Origin of the sequence: Haloarcula rara, assembly GCF_029338235.1 — an archaeon.
In the GTDB taxonomy this organism is placed as follows: Archaea; Halobacteriota; Halobacteria; order Halobacteriales; family Haloarculaceae; genus Haloarcula; species Haloarcula rara.
Genome location: NZ_CP119785.1, coordinates 654,404 through 679,750, shown reverse-complemented (window position 1 = coordinate 679,750; position 25,347 = coordinate 654,404). Strand labels below are relative to the sequence as shown.

General features: G+C 66.6%; 26 protein-coding genes and 3 pseudogenes. 13 read left to right on the top strand and 16 right to left on the bottom strand.

The genetic code is table 11. From position 1 onward, the window contains the following. Window positions 1-16: 16 nt before the first annotated feature. The 3 genes from P1K32_RS03590 to P1K32_RS03580 form a co-directional block, all read right to left on the bottom strand. Window positions 17-613, bottom strand: a complete 597-nt coding sequence (locus tag P1K32_RS03590; protein WP_276251349.1) for a PH domain-containing protein — start codon at window positions 611-613, stop codon at window positions 17-19. Beyond that, a complete protein-coding gene (locus P1K32_RS03585) occupies window positions 610-1,221 on the bottom strand; it encodes a PH domain-containing protein (protein ID WP_276251348.1) in 612 nt (203 codons plus the stop codon). The genes P1K32_RS03590 and P1K32_RS03585 overlap by 4 nt, the downstream gene beginning before the upstream one ends. 76 nt (window positions 1,222-1,297) lie before the next feature. Next, window positions 1,298-2,488: an MFS transporter gene (locus tag P1K32_RS03580; RefSeq protein ID WP_276251347.1), complete on the bottom strand. Its 1,191-nt coding sequence runs from the start codon at window positions 2,486-2,488 to the stop codon at window positions 1,298-1,300. 74 nt (window positions 2,489-2,562) lie between these two features. On the opposite strand from P1K32_RS03580, the gene P1K32_RS03575 reads away from it, so the two are divergent. Further along, the gene (locus P1K32_RS03575) at window positions 2,563-2,763 is read left to right on the top strand and encodes a hypothetical protein (RefSeq protein WP_276251346.1); all 201 of its coding nucleotides are present in this window, start codon (window positions 2,563-2,565) and stop codon (window positions 2,761-2,763) included. A gap of 63 nt (window positions 2,764-2,826) precedes the next feature. Beyond that, a complete protein-coding gene (locus tag P1K32_RS03570; RefSeq protein WP_276251345.1) occupies window positions 2,827-3,219 on the top strand; it encodes a pyridoxamine 5'-phosphate oxidase family protein in 393 nt (130 codons plus the stop codon). A gap of 51 nt (window positions 3,220-3,270) precedes the next feature. Here the strand turns inward: P1K32_RS03570 and P1K32_RS03565 are convergent, their stop codons facing one another. Beyond that, window positions 3,271-4,248, bottom strand: coding sequence for a phosphoadenosine phosphosulfate reductase family protein (locus P1K32_RS03565; RefSeq protein WP_276251344.1), 978 nt, complete (start codon window positions 4,246-4,248; stop codon window positions 3,271-3,273). A gap of 112 nt (window positions 4,249-4,360) precedes the next feature. On the opposite strand from P1K32_RS03565, the gene P1K32_RS03560 reads away from it, so the two are divergent. Beyond that, on the top strand, window positions 4,361-4,963 hold the full coding sequence (locus tag P1K32_RS03560; RefSeq protein WP_276251343.1) for a stage II sporulation protein M: 603 nt from the start codon (window positions 4,361-4,363) through the stop codon (window positions 4,961-4,963). Between the two features lie 28 nt (window positions 4,964-4,991). On the opposite strand, the gene P1K32_RS03555 is transcribed toward P1K32_RS03560, so the two are convergent. Further along, entirely contained in the window at window positions 4,992-5,594 is a 603-nt protein-coding gene (locus tag P1K32_RS03555) for a DUF7110 family protein (protein ID WP_276251342.1), read from the bottom strand. 361 nt (window positions 5,595-5,955) lie between these two features. Continuing rightward, window positions 5,956-6,276 carry a 2Fe-2S iron-sulfur cluster-binding protein gene (locus P1K32_RS03550; protein ID WP_276251341.1) on the bottom strand — a complete coding sequence of 107 codons (321 nt, stop codon included), beginning with the start codon at window positions 6,274-6,276 and terminating at the stop codon, window positions 5,956-5,958. Window positions 6,277-6,380: 104 nt separating this feature from the next. On the opposite strand from P1K32_RS03550, the gene P1K32_RS03545 reads away from it, so the two are divergent. Both P1K32_RS03545 and P1K32_RS03540 read left to right on the top strand, forming a co-directional pair. Beyond that, the gene (locus tag P1K32_RS03545; RefSeq protein WP_276251340.1) at window positions 6,381-7,754 is read left to right on the top strand and encodes a geranylgeranyl reductase family protein; all 1,374 of its coding nucleotides are present in this window, start codon (window positions 6,381-6,383) and stop codon (window positions 7,752-7,754) included. Window positions 7,755-8,023: 269 nt separating this feature from the next. Then, window positions 8,024-9,211, top strand: a complete 1,188-nt coding sequence (locus tag P1K32_RS03540; protein WP_276251339.1) for a type IV pilin N-terminal domain-containing protein — start codon at window positions 8,024-8,026, stop codon at window positions 9,209-9,211. Window positions 9,212-9,233: 22 nt separating this feature from the next. Here P1K32_RS03540 and P1K32_RS03535 read toward each other — a convergent pair. Continuing rightward, window positions 9,234-10,501, bottom strand: a pseudogene (locus P1K32_RS03535) (amidohydrolase). A gap of 27 nt (window positions 10,502-10,528) precedes the next feature. Next, window positions 10,529-10,858 carry an uS10/mL48 family ribosomal protein gene (locus tag P1K32_RS03530; protein WP_276251338.1) on the bottom strand — a complete coding sequence of 110 codons (330 nt, stop codon included), beginning with the start codon at window positions 10,856-10,858 and terminating at the stop codon, window positions 10,529-10,531. Window positions 10,859-11,120: 262 nt separating this feature from the next. Between P1K32_RS03530 and P1K32_RS03525 the strand changes: the two genes are divergently transcribed. Continuing rightward, a complete protein-coding gene (locus P1K32_RS03525) occupies window positions 11,121-11,558 on the top strand; it encodes a bis(5'-nucleosyl)-tetraphosphatase (protein WP_276251337.1) in 438 nt (145 codons plus the stop codon). 98 nt (window positions 11,559-11,656) lie between these two features. On the opposite strand, the gene P1K32_RS03520 is transcribed toward P1K32_RS03525, so the two are convergent. Then, window positions 11,657-12,106, bottom strand: a complete 450-nt coding sequence (locus tag P1K32_RS03520) for an RDD family protein (RefSeq protein WP_276251336.1) — start codon at window positions 12,104-12,106, stop codon at window positions 11,657-11,659. 77 nt (window positions 12,107-12,183) lie between these two features. Beyond that, window positions 12,184-12,621 carry an RDD family protein gene (locus P1K32_RS03515; protein WP_276251335.1) on the bottom strand — a complete coding sequence of 146 codons (438 nt, stop codon included), beginning with the start codon at window positions 12,619-12,621 and terminating at the stop codon, window positions 12,184-12,186. A gap of 130 nt (window positions 12,622-12,751) precedes the next feature. Between P1K32_RS03515 and P1K32_RS03510 the strand changes: the two genes are divergently transcribed. Continuing rightward, on the top strand, window positions 12,752-13,780 hold the full coding sequence (locus P1K32_RS03510) for a DUF5787 family protein (protein WP_276251334.1): 1,029 nt from the start codon (window positions 12,752-12,754) through the stop codon (window positions 13,778-13,780). Window positions 13,781-13,803: 23 nt separating this feature from the next. Here P1K32_RS03510 and P1K32_RS03505 read toward each other — a convergent pair. Further along, a pseudogene (locus P1K32_RS03505) lies at window positions 13,804-14,259 on the bottom strand (DUF5797 family protein); the annotation flags it as partial. 88 nt (window positions 14,260-14,347) lie between these two features. On the opposite strand from P1K32_RS03505, the gene P1K32_RS03500 reads away from it, so the two are divergent. From P1K32_RS03500 to P1K32_RS03490, 3 genes are read left to right on the top strand one after another with little or no spacing between them, the layout of a single operon-like run. After that, window positions 14,348-15,928: a CARDB domain-containing protein gene (locus tag P1K32_RS03500; protein WP_276251333.1), complete on the top strand. Its 1,581-nt coding sequence runs from the start codon at window positions 14,348-14,350 to the stop codon at window positions 15,926-15,928. After that, the gene (locus P1K32_RS03495; protein WP_276251332.1) at window positions 15,925-16,620 is read left to right on the top strand and encodes an ABC transporter ATP-binding protein; all 696 of its coding nucleotides are present in this window, start codon (window positions 15,925-15,927) and stop codon (window positions 16,618-16,620) included. Before P1K32_RS03500 ends, P1K32_RS03495 begins: the two co-directional genes overlap by 4 nt. Next, window positions 16,613-17,743 carry an ABC transporter permease gene (locus P1K32_RS03490; protein ID WP_276251331.1) on the top strand — a complete coding sequence of 377 codons (1,131 nt, stop codon included), beginning with the start codon at window positions 16,613-16,615 and terminating at the stop codon, window positions 17,741-17,743. The genes P1K32_RS03495 and P1K32_RS03490 overlap by 8 nt, the downstream gene beginning before the upstream one ends. Window positions 17,744-17,844: 101 nt before the next feature. On the opposite strand, the gene P1K32_RS03485 is transcribed toward P1K32_RS03490, so the two are convergent. The 5 genes and pseudogenes from P1K32_RS03485 to P1K32_RS03465 form a co-directional block, all read right to left on the bottom strand. Further along, on the bottom strand, window positions 17,845-18,060 hold the full coding sequence (locus P1K32_RS03485; RefSeq protein WP_276251330.1) for a hypothetical protein: 216 nt from the start codon (window positions 18,058-18,060) through the stop codon (window positions 17,845-17,847). A gap of 326 nt (window positions 18,061-18,386) precedes the next feature. Next, a pseudogene (locus P1K32_RS03480) lies at window positions 18,387-19,692 on the bottom strand (RNA-guided endonuclease InsQ/TnpB family protein). A 209-nt stretch (window positions 19,693-19,901) separates the two neighbouring features. Beyond that, a complete protein-coding gene (locus tag P1K32_RS03475) occupies window positions 19,902-20,363 on the bottom strand; it encodes a Mut7-C RNAse domain-containing protein (RefSeq protein WP_276251329.1) in 462 nt (153 codons plus the stop codon). Beyond that, window positions 20,356-22,098, bottom strand: a complete 1,743-nt coding sequence (gene polX / locus P1K32_RS03470; RefSeq protein WP_276251328.1) for a DNA polymerase/3'-5' exonuclease PolX — start codon at window positions 22,096-22,098, stop codon at window positions 20,356-20,358. Before polX ends, P1K32_RS03475 begins: the two co-directional genes overlap by 8 nt. Continuing rightward, complete coding sequence (locus P1K32_RS03465) at window positions 22,095-22,550, bottom strand: DUF5788 family protein (RefSeq protein WP_276251327.1); 456 nt, start codon at window positions 22,548-22,550, stop codon at window positions 22,095-22,097. The genes polX and P1K32_RS03465 overlap by 4 nt, the downstream gene beginning before the upstream one ends. Window positions 22,551-22,684: 134 nt before the next feature. Between P1K32_RS03465 and P1K32_RS03460 the strand changes: the two genes are divergently transcribed. The 3 genes from P1K32_RS03460 to P1K32_RS03450 all read left to right on the top strand — a co-directional run bounded on the left by P1K32_RS03460 (window position 22,685) and on the right by P1K32_RS03450 (window position 25,318). Further along, complete coding sequence (locus P1K32_RS03460; protein WP_276251326.1) at window positions 22,685-23,623, top strand: rhomboid family intramembrane serine protease; 939 nt, start codon at window positions 22,685-22,687, stop codon at window positions 23,621-23,623. Continuing rightward, window positions 23,623-24,432: an endonuclease V gene (locus tag P1K32_RS03455; protein WP_276251325.1), complete on the top strand. Its 810-nt coding sequence runs from the start codon at window positions 23,623-23,625 to the stop codon at window positions 24,430-24,432. Before P1K32_RS03460 ends, P1K32_RS03455 begins: the two co-directional genes overlap by 1 nt. A gap of 61 nt (window positions 24,433-24,493) precedes the next feature. Then, window positions 24,494-25,318, top strand: coding sequence for an SDR family oxidoreductase (locus P1K32_RS03450; protein WP_276251324.1), 825 nt, complete (start codon window positions 24,494-24,496; stop codon window positions 25,316-25,318). Window positions 25,319-25,347: the final 29 nt, after the last annotated feature.

Genomic DNA, 25,347 nt, shown 5'->3' with positions numbered 1-25,347 from the left:
GGTCCGGAAGGGGCCGCTATCGGTCGCCAGTGGTCGCCGCCCGGAGCCGCCGGACTTCCGCGCGGACCGCTTTCCAGGTGTCGAGCGACCCCGGAATCCCGTCCCTGCGTTCGCCGTTTGCCTTCCCCGCCGCCTCGGCGATGCGCTGGTGGACCGCTTTCGGCCCGTCGAGTTGCCGCAGGGTCAGCTCCGCGCCCTCGCTTCCGGCAGTGTCGACGGTGACGGTCCCGTGGCCGAAGATGGTCCCGAAGATACCCTGCGAGTAGCTCGTGTTCTGTACCTTGGTTAGCCGGAGCTCCGTCACCGTCAGCGAGAGCACGCCCGTCCGGTGGTAGAGCGCGGCGTCGGTCAGGACATAACGGGTCGACCACCGCCAGAGCCACGCCCCGCCGGCTGGCACCGCGAACGCGAGCAGCGCGAGGACCACGCCGACCGCGGCCGAAAGCGTCGTCGGGAGCGCACCGCTCGAGACAATCACGGAGACGCTGCCGAGGACGACGAGCGCGAGGACGACGCCCGCCGCGACACCCAGGTGGACGATGCGCCGCCGCGGCTGGCCCTGCCAGACGACGGTCTCGTCGTTCGCGGCCGGCGCCCAGTCGGGCAGGCTCATTGTCGGTCGGTGTCCCAGTCGGTTGCTCCGCTGTCGCCGCGGTCGGGGGCGCCAGCGCCGCTGTCGGGTCGCTCCCTGCTCGACCCGCCTTCCGCTGCGATACGAATCGCGCGGAGCTCGGCCAGTATCTCTTCGAGGACGTCCGGCTTCGTCTCACCGTCCCCTCGGTCACGGCCGCCCTGGACTTCCTTGACCCGTCGGCTCAGTCGCTTCTGAACCTCCTGGGGGTCGCTGACACCGCGGAGCCGCATCTCGACGCCGGCGCCGCCGGCGGTGCTGATTTCGACGTTTCCGAAGCCGAGCGAGCGCCCGATGACACCAGCCGAGAAGGAGGTGTTCTGGACTTTCTCGTACTCGACCTCGGAGACCGACCGACTGAGGATGCCCGTCTTCTTGTAGACGCTCTTGTCGGTTATCACGTAGTCGGTGTTCTGTCGATTGAGGTACGCACCGGCGATTATCAGCAGACCGAGCCCAAAGAGCAGGACAAGCGGGACTCCGGTCAGATACGCGCCGTACATCGTCTCTGCGGCCGGTTTCCCAGACCAGAGAATCTCCTCGTCCGGGTCGAGCGTCAGCCAGTCGTAGCTTCCTGTGTCGCTACTCATATGCTCTCCTGTTCCGGTGGTCTTTTGAGTGTTTTCCCGGGATGGGGGCCGTTCACACGGTTGTTCGGGCGGAACGCTATCCGGTCGGTCGCTCCTCGGCGGGGAGCTCGAGCGCCAGCAGTCGCGGCAGCGCGAGCAGGGCCAGCACGATTTCGCCGCCGCCCGCGACGAGGAAGGCCGCGAGGTACCCGAACTGCCCGGCGACGAAGCCGCCGACCAGGATGCCGGTCAGAAAGCCCAGGCTCCCGGCGGCGTTGAAGCCGGCCATCGCCGTCGCCCGGCCGCGTTCGCCCACGAGGTCGGTGACCAGCGCCATCGTCGCCGGGGCCATCAGCGCGCCGATGACACCGACGACGACCATGCCGACGCCGGCCAGTTCGACGGTCGGTGCCAGCCCCACGCCGACGACTGCCAGGCCGTACAGGGCCGACCCGGCGACGATGGGCGTCGTCCGACCGACGCTGTCGGACAGGACGCCGAAGGGGTACTGCAGCAGGGCGAAGGGCGCGAAAAACAGCGCGAGGACGAGTCCTGTCTCGCCCGGCGAGAGCCCGAATGCCTCCCGGAAGTACAGGGTGCCCACGAGCGCGAAGAACCCGGCTGTCAGCCGGTCGATGAAGCCGAAGGCGTAGGGAATCGCGAGTTCGGGTGTCTCGCCCAGCCGGTGCACGGCCCGGCGCAGGCGGCCACTGTCGCCCGCCGGGGCGCGGTCGGTCACCAGCGTCGACAGCAACGCGACCAGCAGGAAGAGCCCGCTCGCGACGTACAGCGACAGCGTCGGCGAGACGCCGTAGAGCTGGCCGCCCAGCGGCGCCCCCAGCGCGGTCCCCGAGCCGATGGCGATGCCCGCCGCGCCCATGTTCTTCCCGTGACCACCGGAAAGGTCCATCAGCATCGTCATCGACAGCGAGAAGGCGGCGATGGTCGCCGCGCCCTGGAGCGCCCGTAGCAAGAGGACCGTGCCGAAGGAGACGGACGTGACGCTCGGGAACCAGGCCAGCGCCGCGTAGAGTACGCTGCCGGCCACGGCGCCGCCGACGATGTAGGGCACCCGCCGACCGGTCCGGTCGCTTATTGCCCCCCAGACGCCAGCGAAGGCGACGAAGGCCGCGAACTCCGCCGCGAGGAACCACATGCTCGCATCGAGGGTCGTCTCGGCGCCCAGCGCCGCGACCAGCGTGTCGACGCCGGGATACAGCAACACCTGGGCCAGCAGGACCACGAAGACGACGGCCGCGAGGACGACCCGCTCTCGGCGCTCACTCACGAGTCGAGTGTTGACCGGCGTGAGAAAATAAATGTCGCCCCGACACCCAAGTAGCCGGCGCTCGTGGCTCCGGTATGCCGAGCGACATCGCCGACCGCGTCGTCGAGACGGTTCGAGACGTGGCCGACGGGGATGGCTGGTGTTCGCGCGCCCAGGTGGACTCGCTGATGGGCGCGACGACCATCGACAAGCGCGAGGTCGACCGCGCGCTGCAAATCGCCGTGGCCAACGGGCGACTGGAACAGGACGGCGACCAGTACCGGGCCGTCGAGTGAGCCCAGCCCAGCACCGTTCTGTCGGGTGATACTTTCTTCGGTCGTGCGACCCTACCGTCTCGTATGCCCGATGCGATTCCCGACGAAGCCGTGGAACTGCTCACCAGCGGCGTCCACGTCGCCCACCTCGCAACCAGCCACGAGGACCGGCCCCACGTCGCGCCCGTCTGGTACGACTACCACGACGGCGCTATCGAACTCGTCACCACCGGCAGGAAACTCGACAACATCCGCCACAATCCCAGGGTCGCGCTCTCGGTGCAGGACGCCGACGAGGGCGAGGCCAACTGGGGCGTGACCCTCCGGGGCACGGCGTCCGTCGTCGAGGACGACACCGAGAACCGCGAGATACGCCGGCGCATCCACAACCGCTACGGCGCCGACGAGGACGAGTGGCCCGAGAACACCGCAGTCCGAATCGAGGTTGGGTCGGCGAACCACTGGACGTACGACTAGTCGGCCGAAAAAACGAAAAACCGCGTCGGTAGGGTGGCTCTCCGGCCGATTTTACATGTAGCCGAGGTCGCGCAGGCGCTCCATCAGGTCCTCTTTGTCCTGGGCGCGGCCGGCGCGTTCGGTCGTGTTCGCCATGTCCTGGAGCCAGGCGGGCTCGTCGGCGGACTTGTCGGTGCTGACTTCGCTGCCCAGCGAGCGGAAGCCGGCGAAGTACTTCGGCGAAACCGGGACGTCCTCTTTCTCGATACCCTCGGGGAGGTCGTCCTGGCCCTGCGGGACGTAGCCCTCTTCGGGGTAGCCCTCGACGGTGTCCGGCACGACGAAGTTCCAGAAGGCCTCCCAGACGTCGGGCTCGGCGAACTGGAGAATCGGCTGGACGCGGTCGTGGGGCGGGTAGATGTCGGGGTCGTGACGCGGTGAGAAGAACGTCTCGTCGGCGCGGGACTCCTGCTCGTCCCAGCGGATACCCGAGAGGATGCCGTCGACGTCGTGCTCCTCGATGGCGTCGTTGAGCGCGACGGTCTTCAGCAGGTGGTTGCCGACGTAGGTGTCCAGCAGGAACGGGAACGTGTCTTCCTCGTACTCGAGGATGTTCCGAACGTGGTGCTGGTTGTGCTCGGAGAGCTCCGAGATAGGGATGTCGTCGCCGGGGGTGAGCCCGTTCTCCTCGACGTACTCGCCGACGTCCTCGTTGCGGGCCCAGATGACCTCGAGGTCCCACTCGTCGGCCCAGTGCTCGACGTAGTCGATGAGCTCGTCGAAGTGCTGGTAGTGGTCGATGAAGACGACCGGCGGCACTTCGAGGTCGAAGCGGTCGGCGACTTCCTTGACGAAGTACAGCGTCAGCGTGGAGTCCTTCCCGCCGGTCCACATGACGACTGGGTTCTCGTACTGTTCGAGGCCCTGCTTCGTGACCTCGATAGCCTTCTCTATCTTGTGGTTGACGGTCGGGTACTCCTCGGGTTCCTCGCCCTCGCCGTCGGTGTAGTCGACGTCGAGATAGTCGGGGAACTCGGCTGTTTCGGACATCGTGTAATGAGATATAATTACTGGTTGTAAGAACTTTTTGGATACGCAGCCGGCGTGTGGGTGTCTGGCACGGGCCCCGACTGTTTTTGCCGCCGACGCCCCTGGGTCGACTATGGGTTCCCGCCTGGCCGCCACACGGGCTATCTACCGCCGGTGGCTGCGCCGCTACGTCCCCGTGGCCGCGCTGGTACTCGGCATGAGCACCGTCGCCGGCTTCCTCCTCGGGAGCGCGGTGCCGGTCGAATCGCTCCCGACGGGCGAGGGCGGGGGGACCGGTCCGTTCCCGGCGCTGACGACTGTCGACCTCGCCGTCAACAATCTCGTCGCGATGGTCGCGCTGTCGCTTGGGGCCGTCTCGCTGGGTCTCGTCACTGTCCTCGGCCTCGTCCTCAACGGCCTGCTCATCGGCGCCGTCGTCGGCATCGCCGTCCAGCAAGTCGACCCGCTCGTGGTCGGGATGCTCATCGCCCCCCACGGCGTCCTGGAGATTCCGGCGCTGCTCGTCGCCTCGACCGTAGGCTTGCGCTTTGGCTGGCTCACGGTTCGGTACATCCGCGGGCTGGAAGCGCGGCTCCTCACCCGGCGTGACCTGCGAGAGGCGGGGTGGCTCCTTCTCGTTTCAGCGCTGCTCATCGTCGTCGCCGCCTACATCGAGGCCGAACTCACACTCGAACTGGCCGAACGCGTCGCTGGTGAGGAACTCGTTGCTGTGTAAGGAAGGCGGCCGACTGTGTGGCAGCGGATTAGCTGATGAACTCGTTGTCCCGCCAGTTGACGCCTTCTTCCTCGTCCTCGTCGGCGGGGTCTTCGACGACGTTGATAGAAGCGGGGTGTTCTTCGCCGTCCACGATGCGGACGGCTTCCAGCTCGCCGTCGACTGCGGCGATGGCTGTCAGTGTGCCCTTCTCAGCGACTTTCGCCACCTCACAGAGCACCTCGAACATGGCGTACTGCAGCGCCGTGTTCTGGAGCACGGTCTCGCGGTCGCCCTTGAAGCAGGCGTACTCGACGAGTTCGGATTCGATTTCCTCCTCTTCCTCTTCGAGCGTGCCCCACTGCGGGCCGCCGCCGGCCGAGCCGGTCGAGGCGGCGCCGGGCGGGCCCATCTCCTCGGGGTCTTCCTCGTAGACGCGGTTCTCGGTCACGCTGGCTTTCAGCTGGGCCGTCGGCGTGTACTTGCTCATGCTGTCGTCTTTCGCGACAGCACTGACGATGAGCGTGTTGTTCCGACGAGTGATGTCTACGTCAGCGATTTCAGGTGGAAGGTCCGGGTCCTCGAAGAAGTCGTACGCGTCTTCCAGTGGCAGTTCGAGCGTCGAGTGGAGTCTGTATACACGGCTGGTCATGGTTGGGAGAGTGTGTCAAGTCGTCGACGGCCGTCCGCTGACGCTGGTGTCACCGATTACTACGACCCACGTGCTTATATGACCTGCCCTTCTATTCTATCAATTGGACAATGTGTGAGTCACTCACTCACAGTGCGGGCGTCTGAGGGTCGACCGACGGCGTGAGCGCGTGTGGCGAGATTCCTCACTTCGTTCGGGCCTTCCCTTCTCACGGCTCTCTGTGGTCGCTGTTCGCGTATAACGAGGTTCCACCGCTCGACAGTGGCAGAGACTTCTCGCGGTGCTCGAAGTCTCTCTGCTCACGGGTCACTCCGTTCCCCGTTCGCTCGTAACGAGGCTGTTCGTCCCACTCACAGCCTCGCTAGTCGTCGTCTGCGACGGCCGCCTCGGCGTCGGCTTCGATGCTCGGCGGGTACTTCCCGCGGTCCAGTTCGAGGTCCGACGCGGGTCGGGCCATGCAGGTCAGGGCGTAGTTCTCCCGCTCCTGCTCGGTGAGCCCGCGCGCCGCGGGCTGGACGACCTCGCCCGAGAGAATCTCGGCCGAACAGGCCAGACACATCCCCACGCGACAGGAGTACTCCTGGGCGATGCCCTCCTCGATGCACCGCGAGAGGATGGTCTCCTTCTCGGAGACCGTTATCTCCTCGCCGGTCCCGACGAAGGAGACGGTGTAGTCGGTCATGCCTCCGGCTTTGCTGCCCCCCGTCAAAACTCTTTATTCCCTTCCCAGGGCGTGACGCACGCATAGTCGGAACGATTTTTGCGCTCCGGGGAGGAGCAGGTTGCATGACCACACACCAGTACGACGTGGCCGTCGTCGGGGCGGGGACGTCGGGCTGTTACGCCGCCGCGACACTCGCCGACGCGGGCTACGACGTCGTCGTCGTCGAGCGCAAGGACGCCGAGGAGGCGGGCCACATCGCCTGCGGGGACGCGCTGAAGGGGGCCAGCGACTTCCCCGACGCCATCCCCAAGTCCCAGCTCGACCCGGCCTTTACCAACACCGACGTCGACCACGGCCGCTTCGAGATTCCCCAGGAGGACACGGTGCTCGAGATTCCGGTCCCGGGCGAACTGGCCGTCATCGACCGCTGGGAGTACGGTCGCTGTCTCATCGAGGGCGCCGGCGACGCGGGTACGGAGTTCCACTACGACACCGTCGTCCAGGACGTGCGTCAGGCCGACGACAGCACCGTCACCGGCTTCGAAGCTATCCGCAAGGGCGAACCGGTCACCTACGACGCCGAAATCGTCATCGACGCCGCCGGCGCGCTCTCCCTGTTGCAGGACAAGACCGACTTCGAGGACGCGACCTTCGATACGAACGTCCGGTACTCGCAGTTCTGCTCGGCCTATCGCGAAATCGTCGAGGTCGACGAACCCGTCGAGTGGGACGACGCCCTCGTGTTCAAGCCCACCGAGCGGTCGGCGGGCTACCTCTGGTACTTCCCGCGTACGGACACGGAGATAAACGCCGGGCTGGGGTTCCAGATGAACGAAGAGCCCATGGAGCTGGTTGACGACCTGAAGGCCGACCTCCGGGAGCGCCCCGAGTTCGAGGGCGCCGAGGTCACCGACAAACTGGGCGCCGCCCTGCCGACGCGCCGGCCCTACGACTCGGCGGTCGCGCCGGGCTACATGGCCGTCGGCGACGCCGCGGGCCACGTCAACCCGACGACCGGTGGCGGCATCGCCGGGGCTGCATACGCCGGCAAGTACGCCGCCGAACAGGCTATCGACGCCATCGAGGACGACCGGACCGACGATGAGGCGGCCCTCTGGGAGTACAACGTCCGCGTGATGAACGACTTCGGCGCCCGCTACGCGGCCCTTGACGTCTACAACATCTTCACCACGGCCTACGACGTCGACGACCTGATGGCGCTGCTGGCCTCGATTCCGGGCGAGAAACTCGCCGAGGCACTCTACGGCGGGTCGACGAGCGTCGGCCTCGGGCTCAAACTCAAGATGGCCATTAAGAGCTTCGGTCACTGGGGGACGATTCGGGACCTCTACCAGACCAAGAAGGCCGCCGACCGCCTCCTTGAGCACTACGAGTCCTATCCCGAGGACCGCGACGGATTCGAGGCCTGGCAGCGTGAGCGAGATTCGATTATGGACGACATCTACGAGATTACCGGCGCCGAGCCGAAGTACTGAGCCAGACCCCATCCGTTTTAGCTCACCACAGCCGCCCGATAGCGCCCGCCAGCACGTCCACGCCGGTTGCCAGTGACCGCTCGTCCACGTCGAAGGTCGGTGCCGATACCGACGAGCTGCGGCGATGCCTCTGTCCCCTCTGGCGTGGTCTGCTGTTGCGTCCCATCCCGACCTGCAATCACTTTGACCCCGTACGAGACGTACCGGTGCAAATATTATAAAATATGTCTATAAAATATTTATAATAGGGGCGGATAATAACACAGATAATGGGAGAACAGAGGGGGGTACAGCCGGTCGTCGGCGCCGTCATACTCATTGCCATCGTCGTGCTGCTGGCCGCGACGGTCCTGTTCATGGCAAATAATTTCGAGACGGAGCAGCGGGCCCCTCAGGTGGCTACCGAGGAACGTTTCTACTCCACATTCAACACAACTACGGGGGACCCGACGCCGTACGTCTCCTTCCGACATCAAGGGGGCGAGACCATCTATCGCGAGAACGTCAGGGCCAGACTCACCGTCGGTGGCCAGACGTACGAGGACCTCCCGTTGAAGGGGCCATCGTCCGGTCCAGTCACCGCTAACGAGAACCTGACGTACGACCTGTCGAACACCAGTATGTGCGCAAACTCCGCAGACTCCTTTACCGTCAGACTCGTTCACGACCCGTCACAGAAGCTACTCGCGACAAGGCAGGTGAAAATCAGAGACCAGATAAACGTCGAGGTCTCGAATAACTCGGTGTCGGCGGATGTCCCGTACAGGGCAACGGTCAGCATCGTCGGGATGGCTGCCAGTGCGAAAACTGGGTCCTCCAAGATTGGACCGGACACGCTCAACGCTCGAGTCGTGGTCAACCGGCAATCGGGGTCGAAGGACCTGACCCCGTGGCCGGACGGCGACAAGCGGGACGCCATAGAAGGCCCGTTCGAGGACAACATTAATCGCCCGATACGGTCCCCGCCGCTTCGCTACACCACGTCGGAACTCCCACCGAATAGCTCCGTCAGCCTCGAGATGCGGTCGGGCAAACCTAATAGGTGGGACTACTCTGGGGATCCGGACGACACCAGAACCGGAAACATCTACGGTAGTCCGGTGAAGTCGGCGGGCCAGTCAGAAGACCGCTTCTGGGTTAATTCGTCGAATCCATCGGAGGGTAACCTCATACTGCTACAGGACGGTGAATCCGTGCCGACGTACGGTCTCGCCGCGAGTCACCAGCGGTCACTGCCGGATATACTGGGCTCCAAGCTCGGCCCCGACGGAACACTGAACCTCGACAACAACGACGTCGCGGTCCTGTACGAACTGACTAATCCGGGCGCACAGCCCGAGAACGCACCAGACCCGAACGAGGGCGGGAATCCCGACTACAACGACGCCGTCGCCATCATCGAAATTGAACCTGTCCCGGGGGCGGCCACGTCCGAGCCCGGCGTCCTGTACTGCTGACCGCCCGTGGCCAGCGGGGCGGTCACCACAGCCGCCCGATAGCGCCCGCTAGCACGTCCACGCCGATTGCCAGTGACCGCTCGTCCACGTCGAAGGTCGGCGTGTGGTGGCCGCCGGGGTGGTCGGTGCCGACGCCGACGTAGCTCGCCCGGCCGCCGTTGCGCTGGACGCGGTCCATCAGGTAGGTCGCGTCCTCGCTGCCGCCAAGCGGCGCGCTGTGGAGCACACGCTCGACCCCATCGACACCCTCGGCCACCGCATAGACGATGTCAGCGAGCTCGGCGTCGCTCTCGGCGCTTGGGGCCGCCGCAATCGTCTCCATCTCCGACTCGCAGTCGTGCATCCCGGCGGCGTGTTCGACCACTGCGTCGGCTCGTTCGCTCATGTACTCCATCAGTCGGGTCGTCTCGCCCCGGACTTCCCCCTCGACGGTCGCCGATTCGGGGACGATGTTGCTCGCGGTCCCGCCCGAGACGACCCCGGCGTTTACGCGGGTCGCACCGTCCTCGTGGCGGCGGATGGCGTGGAGGTTCTGGACCGCTGTTGCCAGCGCCTGGACGGCGTCCCGACCGGCCGCTGGGTGGCCCCCGCGTGGGCCGATTCGCCCCTGAACTCGGCCGCGAACTGCCGCACCGCCAGAAAGCCGTTCACCCCGGCGACCACCTCGCCGGTCGGGTGGTCCAGCCCGACGTGGAGCGCGAGCAGGTGATCCACGTCGTCGAGTACTCCGGCCTCGGCGACCGCCTTCCCGCCACCGATGACCTCCTCGGCTGGCTGGAAGAGACATCTGAACGTCCCCGAGAAGTCGCTCTCTACGACGGCCTCGAGGACGCCGACGCCGACGGCCGCGTGGGCGTCGTGGCCGCAGGCATGCATGTACCCCTCGTTGCCCGAGCGAAAGCCCGCCTCGGCCGGCGCGTGCCCCGCCTCCGTCGATTCGGTAATCGGCAGGGCGTCGATATCCACCCGCAGCGCGACCGTGGGGCCGTCGCCGGCCTCGACGGTCGCGAGCGCGCCCGTGGACCCGCCCGCGCACTGTTCGAGCACGGCTTCGCGGGCGCCCGCCGCTCGCGCGCGGTCGCGCCGCTCGCCGAGGGTATCCTCGTCCGGGACCGCCATCCGCGCGTCGGCCGCCAGCAAGTCGGGGCCGACCAGCAGTTCGTCGACGCCGATACGCTCTACTTCTTCGACGATGCGACTCGTCGTCCAGTACTCACACCAGGCCGGTTCGGGGTGGCGGTGTAGCGCCCGTCGCAGGGCTACCAGCCGTTCGTGTCGCTCCTGGTCCATACCGGGCCGACGGGGCGGGCGAACTTATCACCCGCTGCCGGGCGGGGTCTGTTGCTCGATGTCGACTTCGACGTGGACCTCGGGCGGGAACGTCTCGGCGGTCACCTCGCGGGCGAACGTCTCGTAGCCGACGATATCGATGGTACGCTCGTAGACAGTGTAGTTCCACGGGTCGAAGCGGCCGCCGTCGGGCCCCAGCGTCTTCGACTGCGGGACCCGCAGGTCCCGTGGCTGTTTCGGACGCGGGCCTTTCAGCTCCACGCCCTTGCGCTCGGCGCGGGCTTTGATATCCGCCACGACGTCGTCGAGACGGTGGCGGTCCCCACTCGTGAGGGTCAGAGTCGTGACGTACGGCATTGGGAGTGTGGAGAGTGGCGACCACCAAAAGCCCAGCCTTTCGCGCCCGGTACCTGACGGCGCCGTCCGCGACTAGCGGTGACGCGAACCACCGGAGGCACCGCCGTATGCACGGGATACCGCTGCGTAATCGGAGAGTACTGGTGGGGTCCGCGACCGGCGATTCGACCGACAGCCGTTCGATTCTCCCCGCTCGGCGGCCGTTCTCCCCTCGCGCTCGTCTCCGATATTCTCTTAAGTACCCGTGATGTAAAATCAGATAATGATAGAGGCCACGAGCGCGGGAGCCATCCTCTTTCGCGATACGCGTGGCCGGCGGGAGTACCTCCTGCTCAAGAGCCGACCCGGGGACTGGGAGTTTCCCAAGGGCGGCGTCGAGGGCGAGGAGGAGCTCCAGCAGACCGCCATACGCGAAGTGAAAGAGGAGGCCGGAATCGGCGATTTCCGGCTCTTGGACGGGTTCCGCGAGGACTACGACTACGTGTTCGAGGCGAACGGCAACACCATCCACAAGACGGTGCACCTGTTCGTCGCGAAGTCCTTCGAAGCATCGGCAGAGCTGTCGACCGAGCACCGCGACCTGCAGTGGCGCGACTACGAGCAGGCGATAAACACCGTCACGCAGGACGGCCCCCGCGAGATACTGGAACAGGCCCACGAGTTCCTCGACGACCGCGAGGACGAGGACAGCGAGGAGTAACCGCCGCCCCGGTGTGGGAAATCACAGCGAACAGCGCTGCTGCCGTGGCACGAGACAAGCGTCGTGGACGGATACGAAATTCCGCTAGTCCGAGCGCGTTACGATTTCACGACGTAGGTGCTGCCTGCCATATCCCCGACCCGCTGTTCATCGTCATTGATAGCGATGAGCGCGATGCCGATGATGTACGCGAACGGGAGCGAGTCGACGATGCGGAGGACGTTCCGGATGGCGGCCGCACCCATCCCAATTTGGCCCCCGCTATCGTCGACGACGCGAATGCTGAGCAGTTTCTTTCCGATGGTGTAGCCGTACAGCCCCTCCATCACGATGAAGTAGGCAAAGACGGCCAGCGGGAGTAAAAACTGTGCGAGCAAAGCGACGCCCGCCATTGCCCCGCCCGCGTCCCCGCCGACGCCGACGAGGAAAACCAGCGGGAAGATGAGGACTGTGCCGACGATTCCCGTGAGAATCGCGTCGATGATGAACGCCACGATACGGCTACCGAGACCTGCAAGCTGACCGGGACTTCCCGAAGTTGTGGCCATACAATATTTGAAACTTAAGTCGCCGAATATAAATATTTCGTACAAGAGAGACGAGTCTTACGGCCTCGGTCGCGCGGTCAGGTGCGAACGACGTACGCGTTCGCGGCCATGTCACCGAGTCGCTGTTCGTCCTCGTCGTACAGTATCAGGCCGAGACCGAGCAGGGAGGCAACCTGGAGGTTGTCGGCGATGAGCACCGGGTTCCGTACGGCGGCCGCCTTCCGCCCGATATCGCTCCCGTCCTCGGCCACCACGACGATATCTACCAGTTTCTTTCCCGGGGTGTAGCCGTACAGCCCCTCGAAGAGGATGCGATAGCCGAGGGCGACGACGTTGAAAACCACGTAGCCGGCCAGCCACACGGCGGGATCCGTGTTCGTCACGAGCAGTATCACTGGGATGACGAGCAGCACCGCCAGCACGACCGAACTCACCACCGAATCGATGATGAACGCGCCCGTCCGTTTCCCCGCTCCCGATAGCTGTCCGATATCCTCCCCGGTCTCCGAACACATGCCAATTTCAGGCTGTCAGTGATGTGAAATAGATAGTGTCGGACCGCGAGGCCGGATTGGGAAGTCACCCCTGTCGTGTCGGCCGACGGTGACGGACACATTCACAACGGCGAGGTGCGAACCCGTCCCTGTGTCGCCCGATTCGGAGTTCGCGTTCGAACTGCGCGTCTGTCAGTGGGCCGAGCGCGCGTGGTCGCCCGCGCGTGACGACTCGGCGGTGGTCGTCGCCCGCCAGCTGGGCACGCAGTACCGCCGCTGGGACACGCTGGTGTTAGAGTGTGACCCGGACGGACTCGAAGCACGCGGCGCGTTCGGTCCCGACGCCTTCGACTCGGACCAGCTCCACGTCCTCGAACACACCCCCGTCGAGTGGACGTTCTATCGCGACGCCCTCCCCGACCCCGGCTACCCGTGGCGCTACGTCCGGGAGTCGATTCACGAGCTGGCCGACCGGGACGCCCTCGACACCCGAAAGCGGGGCCGCCGCATCGAGATTCGCCGCAGGCGGCCGTATCCGGACTGGCTCCGGCGGATTGTCGCCATCGAGAACAAGCCCGACCTCACCGCCAGCGCCGCCCGCGACCTGGCGGGGCAACTGGAGCGGGACGTGGCCCTGGGACTGGCCGACGAGGTGTGGGTCGCGACCGAGGCCACGGGCGAGCGTGTCGAGCCAATCTTGCTCGCGGACTTCCCGTCCGAGGCCGGCGTGTTGACTGTCGACACCGGAACGGGCACCGCCGAGACGGTCTGGGAGCCCCGCTCACTCGACGCCGATGGGTACGGCACCCGCATCACTGAACGGCCCGGCGACGACTACAGCGCCGCCCGTTTCGAGTACGTCGACCCCGACTGGAAGGCCGAGAAACGCCGGGCTATCGCCGAGCGCGCCTACGAACGGGGGTGGCGCAGCTACGCCGACACGATGCGACCGGACTGCCGACACTTCGAACTCCGGGCCGACGAGACCGGCGTCTCGCCGTACTGTGTGGCCAAAGAACGGACGCCGACCCAGTGGGAGTGTCGGGGCGGCTGTGGCTCGTTCGAGCCGGAGCCGCCGGCGTGGCGGTCGAAGGGGTGGCCCATCGAGGGCGGACCCGGTGCGGCGACCAGGCGACTGCTGGCGCGGCGGCGACGCGAACGCCGGCCCGGACTCGAGTAACTACTCGTCGCGGACCTCGACGTCAGGTCCTCGCGCGCGACGGCCAGCCGGAAGGTCGGCACCGTCTTCTGAACCGTCTCGACGATGCCCATGTCGGCGAGGCTCCGCAGCCCCGACCGCACGTCGTCGACCTCGGGGTCCTCGCCGGCCGCTCGCACCGCCTGGAGCGTCGCGACGACGCTCTGGGGCTCCTCGTCGGGCCCGGCCAGCACCTCGATGATACGCCCCTGCAGCGGTGAGACGGTCATCGTCTGGACGCGCTCTGAGTCCTCGCCGTCGATGAGCGCCGTCGCCTCCGGCGTGGCGCAGATGAGGCTGTTCTCGTTGCGGTAGTAGTACTCCTTGAGCTCCGATTCGAGGTACTGGTGGACCTCGCTCCCGCTGTCCATGCCCCACAGTTCCTGTAGCTCGCCGTTTTTCGTCGGCTGATTGGCGACGATGTCGGCGAGCCGCTCCGTTGCCTCCTCCGAGAGGGTCATCGCTTCCCCCTAGTCGCACCGCTGTAACAAGGGTTCTGGAGTCGGCCAGCGAAGATACTTGAGCGTTCAGCCCCTCGGTCGACTAGGTATGCGCTCACCCTCCGCTCGTCCACGCGTACTCCGCGCGGTCGCTCTCTCGCTGTTGCTCGTCGTCTCTGCCGCCGCCTTCGGGGCGGCGGCGGTCGGTTCGGCCGCCGCTGCCGACGCCCGGGTCACGCTGACCGACACCGCAGTCACGCCGGCGACACCGACCGTCGGCGCGCCGATCACCGCCGAGACGACGCTCCGGCTCTCGGGCGGGAGCGACACGTCGATGACCGTCGAGGAAGTCCGGGTCGTCGACCCGAACGAGGATGACGCGGTGCTGGGAACGGCCACTGACCTCGGCCGGCTCTCCCCCGGCGAGACGCTCGACGTCCCGGTCACGTTTACCGTCAACGAGTCGGGCTCGCAAGACCTCAGGCTGGTCGCGGTCGGAACCGACAGCGACGGGGACCGAATCGAGGCGACCCGGCCCCTCACCGTCGGCGTCGAGCCCGGGGCCCCACAGGTCGAAGTCGAGACCGACAGCGTCGTCGCCGGCGCGGAATCGACCGTGCAGACGACCGTCTCGAACCCGACCACGGCGCCGCTCCGGAGCGTCGAGGTGACCGTAGCCGGCGGGGAGAGTCGGCGAACGATACCGACGCTCGCTGCCGGGGCGTCCGAGACCGTGAATCTCACTGCCGTCGTCCCCGACGCCGGTGACGGGACGGTCGACGTTCGGACGACCTACACCACGCCCAACGGGGTCGAACGCGAGTCGGTCACCTCGGCCCCGGTAACCGTCGAGTCGCTCAAGACCGACGTGGGTATCCGCGCCCAGCAGGCACAGAACGACGACACCCAGCAGGCCACCGGAGACCTCACGGGGCTGCTGGGCGGGGGCGGAGGGACCGACGCGCTCCAGTCTCAGTCCGGTTCGGAGGGCGAGTCGAGCAGGGACCGCGTCGACGTGACGGTGACGAACTTCGGTAACACACCTGTCGACGAGGTCGTGCTCACCGCCGAGGACAGCGAGGGCACACGGTTGGGCTCCGTCGGTCGGTTCGCGCTCGCGGACACGCTCGCTCCCGGCAGGGAGACGACGGTCACTGTCGACCTCTCACGAGTCCAGTCGACTGACGGCGTCCGATTCGTCGCGAGCTACGAGGCACCCGAGGGACGCAACGAGACCGCTTTGCGCTACGACTATCGCGCCCAGCGCGGCGAGGCGAGGCTCACCGGACTCGACGTGAGCGTCGCCGAGGGCGGCCGGGTCACCGTCGACGGGAACCTCGCCAACGTCGGCGACGGCGAGGTGACAAGTGCCGTCGTCGCCGTCCAGCCCGCCGAGGGCGTCCAGCCGGCCTACCCGCGGCGTGACTACTTCGTCGGCACCGTCGACGCCAGTTCCTTCGCTCCCTTCGAGTTGACCGCACAGGCCGACGTGGAAAACGCGACCCAGGTGCCCATCCAGGTGACCTACGCCGTCGACGGCGAGCAGGTCACCCGGAACGCGACCGTCCCGCTGCCGCCGGCCGAGAGCGGCGCGGGCGGTGGCCCGGTCTCACCCAGGATGGCACTCGCCGTCCTCCTCGGGCTGGCCGCCGCTGCGGGCGCGACCGTCTACGTCACCCGCTACCGATGAGCTTCGAACCGCTCCAGCAAACCGCCCCGCCGCTCGCGCTGGTCGACGTGACCAAACGCTACGAGAGCGGCGGCGGCGGGGCGGTCACCGCGCTGTCTCACGTCGATTTCACCGTCGCGAGCGGCGAGGTCGTCGCCGTCGTCGGCCCCAGCGGGAGCGGCAAGTCCACGATGCTGAACATCCTCGGCCTGCTGGACGAACCGACCGAGGGCAGCGTCGAGCTTCGGGGAGACACGACCGCGGGCCTCACCGAGGCCGAACGGACCGACGCCCGGCGGGAGTCGCTCGGATTCGTCTTCCAGGACTTTCACCTCCTGCCGACGCTGTCTGCCGTCGAGAATGTCCGGCTCCCGACGGCTTTCCTCCCAGGCGACGCCACCGACCGGGCCCGAGAGCTGCTGGAACTCGTCGGCCTGGGCGACCGGCTCGACCACACGCCCGACGAGCTCTCGGGCGGGCAGAAACAGCGTGTCGCCATCGCGCGGGCGCTGGTCAACGAGCCCGACGTGTTGCTGGCCGACGAGCCGACGGGCAATCTCGACCGGGACACCGGCACCGATATCTTAGAGGAGATTCGCCGCATCACCGACGAGGCCGGCGTCGGCGTCGTCGCCGTGACCCACGACGACCTCGTCACCGACTACGCCGACCGGACCGTCGAGCTCGTCGACGGGGTGTTAAGGGATGTCTGACCGCTTTCCGGCGCTCTCGCTCGCGACTCGGAACCTCTCGCGTCAGCGACTGCGGGCGGCGCTCGCGGCGCTCGGTATCGTCATCGGCGTCTTCGCTGTCGTGACGCTCGGCCTGCTGGGCAACGCGCTGTCGGTGGCTGCACAGGAGGAACTGGGCGGGCTGGGCGATCAGGTCATCGTCAGCCCGGCCGAGGAGAGCGAGCGCGAGACGCTCGACAGCCGCGAGGTGGCGGCAGTACAGCGGGTCGCCGACGGTCGGGGGACCGTCGTCCCGCTGCAGTCGACCGGGGGAACGGTTCGGGGGACCGGGGGGCAGTCGGTCGCCCAGATATACGGTACCGACAACCCGCAGGCCCTGTTCGGCAACGGCAGCGATGCCGTCCCCGCCTCACACCGCCAGGGCGCGCTCGTCGGGTCGGGACTCGCCGAGGACCTGGACCTCCGGCCGGGCAGCACCATCACGGTCGAGGGTAACGAGTACCGCGTCGTGGGGGTCCTGCCGCCGGTCGAGGGCATCTCGCCGCTCCAGCCCGACTCCGCGGTGGTGCTCCCGCCCAGCGAGTTCGCCAGCGACGACGTTTCACAGGTGGTCGTCCGCGCCGACTCTCCCGATGACGCTCGCGCGGTCGCAAGCGGGGTCCGCGAGCGGCTCAACAGCCGCCAGCAGCGGGTCAGCGTCTTCTCGCTGACCAGCGTCCTCGACCAGATCTCGGAGTTTTTCAACCTGCTGAACGGCTTCTTGCTGGCTATCGCCGGCGTCTCGCTGGTCGTGGCCGGCGTCAGCATCTTCAACGTCATGCTGATGACCGTCGCCGAGCGCCGCGGCGAGATCGGGGTGCTTCGCGCCGTCGGCATCCACCGCAAGCAGGTGCTTCGCACCCTGCTCATCGAGGCGACGCTGCTGGGCGTTGTGGGCGGGGCCGTCGGCGCGCTCCTGGGAACGCTGACTGTCGTCGCCGTCGCCACCCAGACCGAGCTGCCGCTGTGGGCCGTCCTCCAGCCTGGCAATGTCTTCGTCCCGCTTGGCGCATTCGCCTTCGGCGTGCTCATCGCGCTCGTCGGTGGCCTGTATCCCGCTTACAGGGCCGCCTGGGAGCCGCCCGTCGAAGCGCTTCGGGGATAAGTGTCAGCCGTCGCTGTCATGGCTGTTGGGGCGTGCTGAAACCATTGCCGAGAAACAGACCGACTGTGTAGCGGCGGAGAGATTGTGGGCCGTCTGTACGCCTATCCTTGCGTAATGTCGATCGAGTAGTCCGACTGGAGTGCTACTTTCCCGAGTTCGTACAGTCCCACGACAGCGAGTAGCACACCTCCCAGCGAAGGAAACACGCCGTTCGGAACTAATATGGCGTATACTCCAAAGAGGAGGGTGATTAGTCCGAATATCGTGCCGACAATCCGGCCCTTTGTTCCGTGGAGTGTTTTCCACGTGAGACCCATACCGGCAGATGTGTTTTGTCACACATATTATCCTGGCGAATGAAAGTCGGTGAGCAGTTACCGCCGCCACGAGCAGTCCGTCGGCTGAAAGTTCCCTCAGGCGGTCGGCGCGAAGCGCTGACGACGCCAAGTGTGCAGTGGGGCCCTCTGGTTGTTCTGCCCCAGAGCTGTGGCTGTCTGTGCGGACGAACAGCAGCTAACAGCAAATCACTGACCTAGAGGTCCTTCGCGACCCGAAGCTCGGTGTCGGTAATGGTCTCGACAGACTCGGCGGGGACCTCGATGTCGTCTTCGTCGGCGTCACCGAAGCCAAAGCCCTGGTTGAGCTACCCACGGCTAAAGCCGTGGGATTCAGCGTGGACTCCCGTTCTGGCCTCAGGTGAGCCAGGAGAATAGCCTCCGTTCACGTTCAACGTCCCGCTGTTTAAGCGCACGCCCAAGGGTGCGCCTCCGTCGCCGCCAGTTTGGGTGCGACGGAGATACCGTAACCCGATGTTTTTCGCGGTCGCCAGACTACGTCTGGCGGGCAGCCAGAAATCTTCGATTTCTGGCGACGGCGTTGTAATCTGCGTGGTTCTCGTAGCCACAGTCGAGACACTCGAACGTTTCGCCGTCCCGGTTGTCTGAGTCGGTGAATCCACAGTGCGAGCACCGCCGACTCGTGTTCTCTGGGGGAACCTGTGCGACCACAATACCGTATTCTTCGGCTTTGTACTCGACGTACTCGTACAGCCGGTCGAACGCCCATTTGTGTCCCCACGACGCGCCAGTTCGCTCACGGATGTCGGTCAAATCCTCGAAGGCGATGACCGAACACCCGCTCTCGCGGGCCTCCGCGACGAGTTCGTTACTGATGCGATGCAGCATCAGTGTGAACCGGCCGTCCTCTTTCCGACCGACGGATTGGATGTTCTCGTGTGCCCACCGCGTTCCGCACTGCTGGAGGTCACCACGCCGTTTTTCGTATTCGCGTCGCCAGTGGTCGAACTCGTCACCCGTCCAGAACGTGCCCGTCGAGGCGACGGCGAGGTTGTTCACGCCGAGGTCGACCCCGAGAACCGTTCCGTTCTCGGTGGTTGCCTGTGCCGACGTGTCGGGCTCTTCATTCATTTTGCAGTGGACGTGAAGCATCCAGTCGCCGTCGCGGTAGTGCAGTTCCGCGCCCGTCGTCTCGTACTCGTCGGAAAACAAATACTCGGAGTGCGGTGTGTTGCTCTCCTCGTCGGGTAAGACGTACTCGGCTTCGATTCGGCCCTCTGTGGTGGCAAGGCTCACGTGGTCGTCGTAGAAGGTCGCAGTTCGGTGGTCGTAGACGACGTGGGGGCTAGTGAAGGTGGGTTTCGATGCTTTCTTTCCGTTTTGCCAGCGTGCGACGACGCTCTTGCAGGCTTCGGCGGCCTTGTTCCGAGCGGCCTGGACGAGCCCACCGTTGAATCCGTCCGTGGCTTCACGTACGTCATCGTAGGTTTCGTCGTCGAGTTGTGTTTTGCTAGTAGTGACGTACTCGCCGTCGAAAGCGTGGTCGACGACGTACTGCGCCGACCACAGAAACGTCTCGACGGTGTCTTCCAGAAGTGCGGCGGCGTCGCTGTCCACGTCGAGTGCAACCGGGACGGTGCGCCGCACCTCCATATCTAATTTGTAGGCCTGATTTTTCTTAAATATCGGGGAGTCAGTCCGCTACCGTCGCGTGGTTTGGTTCCCAGTTGTCGGCTTCATCCCACGTTCACAAGAGCGACGCTCTTGTGCAGCCCACCAGAACGCGGAGCGTTCTGGGGACGGCTAAAGCCGTGGGTTTTCGCCTCGAACTTTCTATAAATATCCACGACATTTTCCCCGAGTTACAGGTCGGCGAGCGTGTCGGCCACGTCGTCCCAGTGGCTCCCCTGCCAGAAGTGCTGGCCGCAGTCCCGACAGCGCCAGATATCGGTCTCTGACGGGTCTGGCGCGTACTCGGGGGTCGGCTCGGTGCGGTCGACGCGCTCGACCGGGGCGTTGCAGGTGCCACAGTGGACGGGGTCGTCAGCAAGCTCCAGGGAAAAGCCCGCGGCGGCGAGTTCCCGCAGCTGGTCGGGCACGTCGCGCTCGGTCAGCAGGATGGCCTCGGGTACCTGCCTGGCGAGTCCCTCGTCGCGGGTCACCAGCCGCCGGCCCTCGGTCTCGACCAGCGCGAGCAGGGCGTCGTCGGTCTCGGCGTTGCGCTCCAGCGCGTAGGCGGTGTCGTACCCACACATCCGCAGATAGGTCGCCAGCTTTCCCAGCATCGCGTCCAGGACGAGGGGATCGCGCTCGCGGTCAGCCATTGAGGAACTCCCGGAGGGCGTCGGCCGAGCGGGTGTTGAGCACGTCGCCGGCCTCGGCCCACCCGCGCCGGGCCGTGTGGACGCCGTAGGTTATCTGCTCGAAGCTCCCCGGGCTGTGGGCGTCGGTGTCGATGGCGATGGCCGCGCCGGCCTCGACGGCCGCCTTGACCGCGTAGCCGTCCAGGTCCAGCCGGGCGGGGCTGGCGTTGACCTCCAGAGCCGTGCCGGTGTCGGCGGCCGCGGTCGCCAGTCGGTCGACATCGACGTCGAGCCCGCTTCGCCGGTTCAGATACCGCCCCGTCGGGTGGCCGATGATATCGACCTCGGGGTGCTCGGCAGCGGCGACGAGCCGGTCAGTGCCGTCGCCGTCCAGCGCGGCGTGGGGCGAGGCGACCACCACGTCCATCTCGGCCAGCACGTCGTCGGCCACCGAGATACTGCCGTCCTCGGCGATGTTCGCTTCGACGCCGCTGAACACGTCGATGTCGGCGTCTGCGGCGACCGACTCCACTTCGGCAATCTGCTCGCGCAGGGTCTCGTCGTCGACCCCGACGCCGCCGACCATCCCCGGGCCGGTGGCGTGGTCCGTAATCGCGATGTAGTCGTGGCCGAACGCGGCGGCGCCGGCGACCATCTCTTCGATGGTGTTGCCCCCGTCGGACCACTCGCTGTGGGTGTGGAGATCGCCGCGAACGTCGGCTTCGACCAGCAGGTCCGGCAGGTCGCCGTCGGCGGCCGCCGCGACTTCGCCGCGGTTCTCACGTATCTCGGGGGGAACCCAGGCCATGTCCAGGGCCTCGTAGACGCCCTCCTCGGTCTCGCCCGCGACGCGCTCGCCGGCGCGCTGGTGGTCCTCGTCGTCATCGACCCCGGATACGTCGAAGACGCCGTACTCGTTGACTTTCAGGTCCCGTTCGATGGCGCGGTTCCGGACGGCGACGTTGTGGTCCTTGCTGCCGGTGAAATACTGCAGGGCGGCGCCGAACTCCTCGGGCACCACGACCCGCAAATCGACCCGCAGACCGCCGGCCCGGACCGAGGTCTTGGTCTCGCCGGCCTCGATGACGCCCTCCACCTCGTCCCAGTCGACGAAGGCGTCGACGACGCGTTCCCCCTCGGAACTCCCGACCAGCACGTCCACGTCGCCGATGGTGGGTCGCCAGCGCCGCAGCGACCCGCCCAGCGCACAGCGCTCGACGGCGTCGATGTCGGCAACGTACTGCCTGGCCTGCTCGCCGTAGGGATGTGCGTTGCCAAGCAGCGTCCGGGCGTGGGCCTCGCGGGCGAACTCGATGTTGTCGAGGATGTTCTGTTCGGTCTTCGCGCCGAACCCCTTGATATCCTGAATCTCGCCGGCCTCGGCCGCGGCTTCGAGTTCGTCGAGCGTCGTGATACCGAGTTCCTCGTACAGGGAGCCGACGGTCTTGGGGCCGACACCCTCGACGGCAGTCAGGGCGGCCATATCGACGGGGAGCTCCTCGCGGAGCTCGCCCAGTTCCTCGATTTCCCCCGTCTGGAAGTACTCGACGACCTTCGAGGAGATGGCGTCACCGACGCCGTCTATCTCCCCGACTGCGTCTTCGCCCTCGGCCGCGAGCCCTTCGATATCGCCGGGGTGGTCGCGGATGTTCTCGGCGGCCCGGCGGTAGGCCCGTGGCTTGTACTCGACGCCGTCGGCGTCCAGGAGGTCGGCGAACTCCTCCAGCAGGCTCGCGACCTCGTCGTTCCGACTCATCGCCGCCCCCTGCTGGCCCGACCGGTACCCGAATCGGCGTCCTCGTGGCCCAGCGCCTTCCGGAGGAAGGACATCCAGCGTTTCTTGTCGGCCGTCTCCTGTGCCTTCGCCTCGTTCTCTAAGTTCGCCGGCCCCAGCTGTTCGAGGGCGTTCAGCGCCCGGTCGATACCGATTATCGCCTCGACGAGCGCCTCGCCCTCGGCGTAGCTCAGGTCGCCGTCCTCCAGTCGCTGCTTGCGCTGGAGCCGCTCCCGGCGGAGGTTCTTCTTCGCCTGTGTGACCCGCTCGCGCTCGCCGCGTGGCACCGTCTCCCGGCGCTTGATCTCGAAGACGAACGCCTGCAGGTCGATGCGCTCGCCCTGGACGGTGATCTCGTCGGGAATCTCGGCACCGACGGTCGCGCCCTCCCGTTCGATGCGCTCCAGCAGTTGTTTGCGCTCGAACTCTTGCACTACTGCGTTCTTTGGCCCCGGGGGGTCTTATACTGTCGGCTGGGGGTATGTGACCTCGTATCGTGGCCGTCCCGTTCGTGCCGGTAAGCTGCACAAACACAACCCCTTTGCACCGCCCACCCCAAGCACCGCCAATGTCGGAGTGTGACGTCTGTGGCAAGCAAGAGAACATGCCCTACCAGTGCGGGCACTGCGGGGGCACCTACTGCGCCGAGCACCGGTTGCCCGAAGCCCACGACTGCCCGGGGCTGGACAACTGGAACGACCCGAAGGGGGTGTTCGATAGCGGTTTCGACGACTCCGTAGACGGCGGCTCGTCGGGCGGCTCCGGCGGTGTCACCGACCGCTTCGGGGTCAATACCGGCCCCGGCGGGGTCATGGGCTACTTCCGCGGGAACATGACCTACGTGTTCCTCGCGATTATGGCGATTACCTTTGTGGCTCAGCGGGTCGTGCTGTTTACCTTCGGCCCGGCCGCCTTCCAGGCGCTGTTTGTCCTCCACCCGGACAACATCTTCTTCGTCTGGACGTGGATCACCTCTATCTTCTCCCACGGCGGCCTGTTCCACATCCTCGGGAACGCCGTCGTCATCTACTTCTTCGGCCGGCTGGCCGAACAGCAGATGGGGTCGAAGACGTTCACCATCTTCTTCCTGGGCTCGGGGATGCTCGCCGGGCTCGGCCAGGTCGGTCTCCAGCTCGTTCAGAGCGGGCCCGCCTACGGCGTGCTGGGCGCGAGCGGCGCGGCGCTTGCGATTCTCGGCTTCGTCACCGTCCTGAACCCGGACCTCACCGTCTATCTCTACTTCCTGCTGCCGGTGCCTATCTGGGCCATCACCGGTTTCTACGCCATCATCAGTATCGCCGGCTCGCTGTCGCCACAGGGCGCGGGGCTGCTCGGCGGGAACATCGCCCACACGGCCCACCTGGTCGGGCTCATCATCGGCCTGTGGTACGGCCGTCGTGTCAAGGACCGGGCGCGCATCCCGAACCAGATTCAGTTCGGCGGTCGCCGCGGCGGTCCCGGCGGGCCGGGTGGCCCGGGCGGTCCCGGCGGTCGCGGTCCGTTCTGATGGACGTCGTCCGCCCCGAATTCGTCCCGGACGCCTCGCTCTCGACGGCCGAGATGGAGGCCCTGCAACGTGACATCGCCGACGTGGCGGTCTTCTCGGACGACTTCACCTTCGACCCCGCAGCCGTCTCGCTGGACGGGCCGGCCGGCCAGCAGACGCTCGGCGAGGGAGCCGCCGGCGCAGCGACGGGCGGTGCCGACCGGCCACTCGTCGCCGGCGTCGACCAGGCCTTCGTCGGCGACCGCGCGATATCGGCCGTCGTCGTCCTTCGGGGCCGCGAGGTCGTCGAGCGTGTCTACGCGGTCGAACCGACCGAGATTCCGTATGTCCCCGGGCTGCTCTCATTCCGTGAGGGCGGCGCCATCCTGTCGGCGTTCGCGGCGCTTGCCTGTGCGCCCGATATCGTCTTGGTGGACGGCAGCGGCCGCATCCACTACCGTGAGGCGGGCCTGGCGACTCACATCGGGGTCACTCTGGACGTGCCGACCATCGGTGTCGCGAAGAACCTGCTGTGTGGGCACCCCCGCGAGTCACTGGACCGCAAACTCCCCGAGGGCGCCCGCGTCGCCATCGAGGCCGACGCCGAAGTCGAGACTGCTACTGATGAACCCATTATCGGCTACGCCGTCCAGACTCGCCAGTACGACTCGTCGAGTCAGTACATCAACCCGCTCATCGTCAGCCCGGGCCACCGGGTCAGCGCGGCGACCGCGGCCGACCTCGTCCTGGCGACGGCGGCGGGCTACAAACTCCCGGAGCCGACGCGGCTCGCGGATTCGTACGCCGACTCGGTGAAAGCCGATATCTGAGGCGCTTGTTGCGAATCGCAAACGGGGCAATCTTAATTGTCCGGGGTGAGACGGCCCTCGTATGGCCAAGACGGTGCTGATAACCGGTGCCTCCTCGGGCATCGGCCGCGCGACAGCCGAGGCGTTTCTGGACGACGACTGGCAGGTCTGGGCGACCGCCCGCGACGAGGACGACGTCGCGGCCCTCGCCGAGGCCGGCTGTGAGACAGCCGAACTCGACGTGACAAACGCCCGGGAGTGCGAGCGCGTCGTCGAGGACGTGGTCGAGGCGGCCGGGCGCATCGACTGTCTGGTGAACAACGCCGGCTACGCCCAGTTCGGCGCCGTCGAGGACGTCTCGACGGAGGACTTAGAAAAGCAGTTCGACGTGAACCTCTATGGTCCCCACCGACTGATTCGGGAAGTCATGCCCCACATGCGCGCCCGGGAGTCGGGCGCCATCATCAACGTCTCCAGTGTCGCGGGCAAGCTCTCTCTGCCGGGCCAGGGCGGCTACGCGGCCTCGAAGTTCGCACTGGAGGGGCTGAGCGACGCGCTCCGCGTCGAGGCCGGCGAGTACGATATCGACGTGGTGCTCGTCGAGCCGGGGCCGGTCGAGACGAACTTCTACGACCGCGCCCAGGAAGAACAGGAGAGCAACGACCACACCGGCGCCTACGACTGGCTCTACACCGCCCGCGAGGACTCCCGGCTGGCCGGGGTGCAGGACGCCCTCTCGGTCACCCCCGAAGCGGTCGCGCTGACGATTCGGGACGCCGCGAACGCGAGCGACCCCGACCCGCGCTACGCCGTCGGCGAGGGCGCGAAGCTCATGCTCATGGCCCGGCATCTGCCGGGACGCTGGCGCGACGCCGCCTTCGGTGTGATTCGAAAGCTGTCGAGCTAGTCCAGACAGGCCGCGACCGGCGGGTGGGA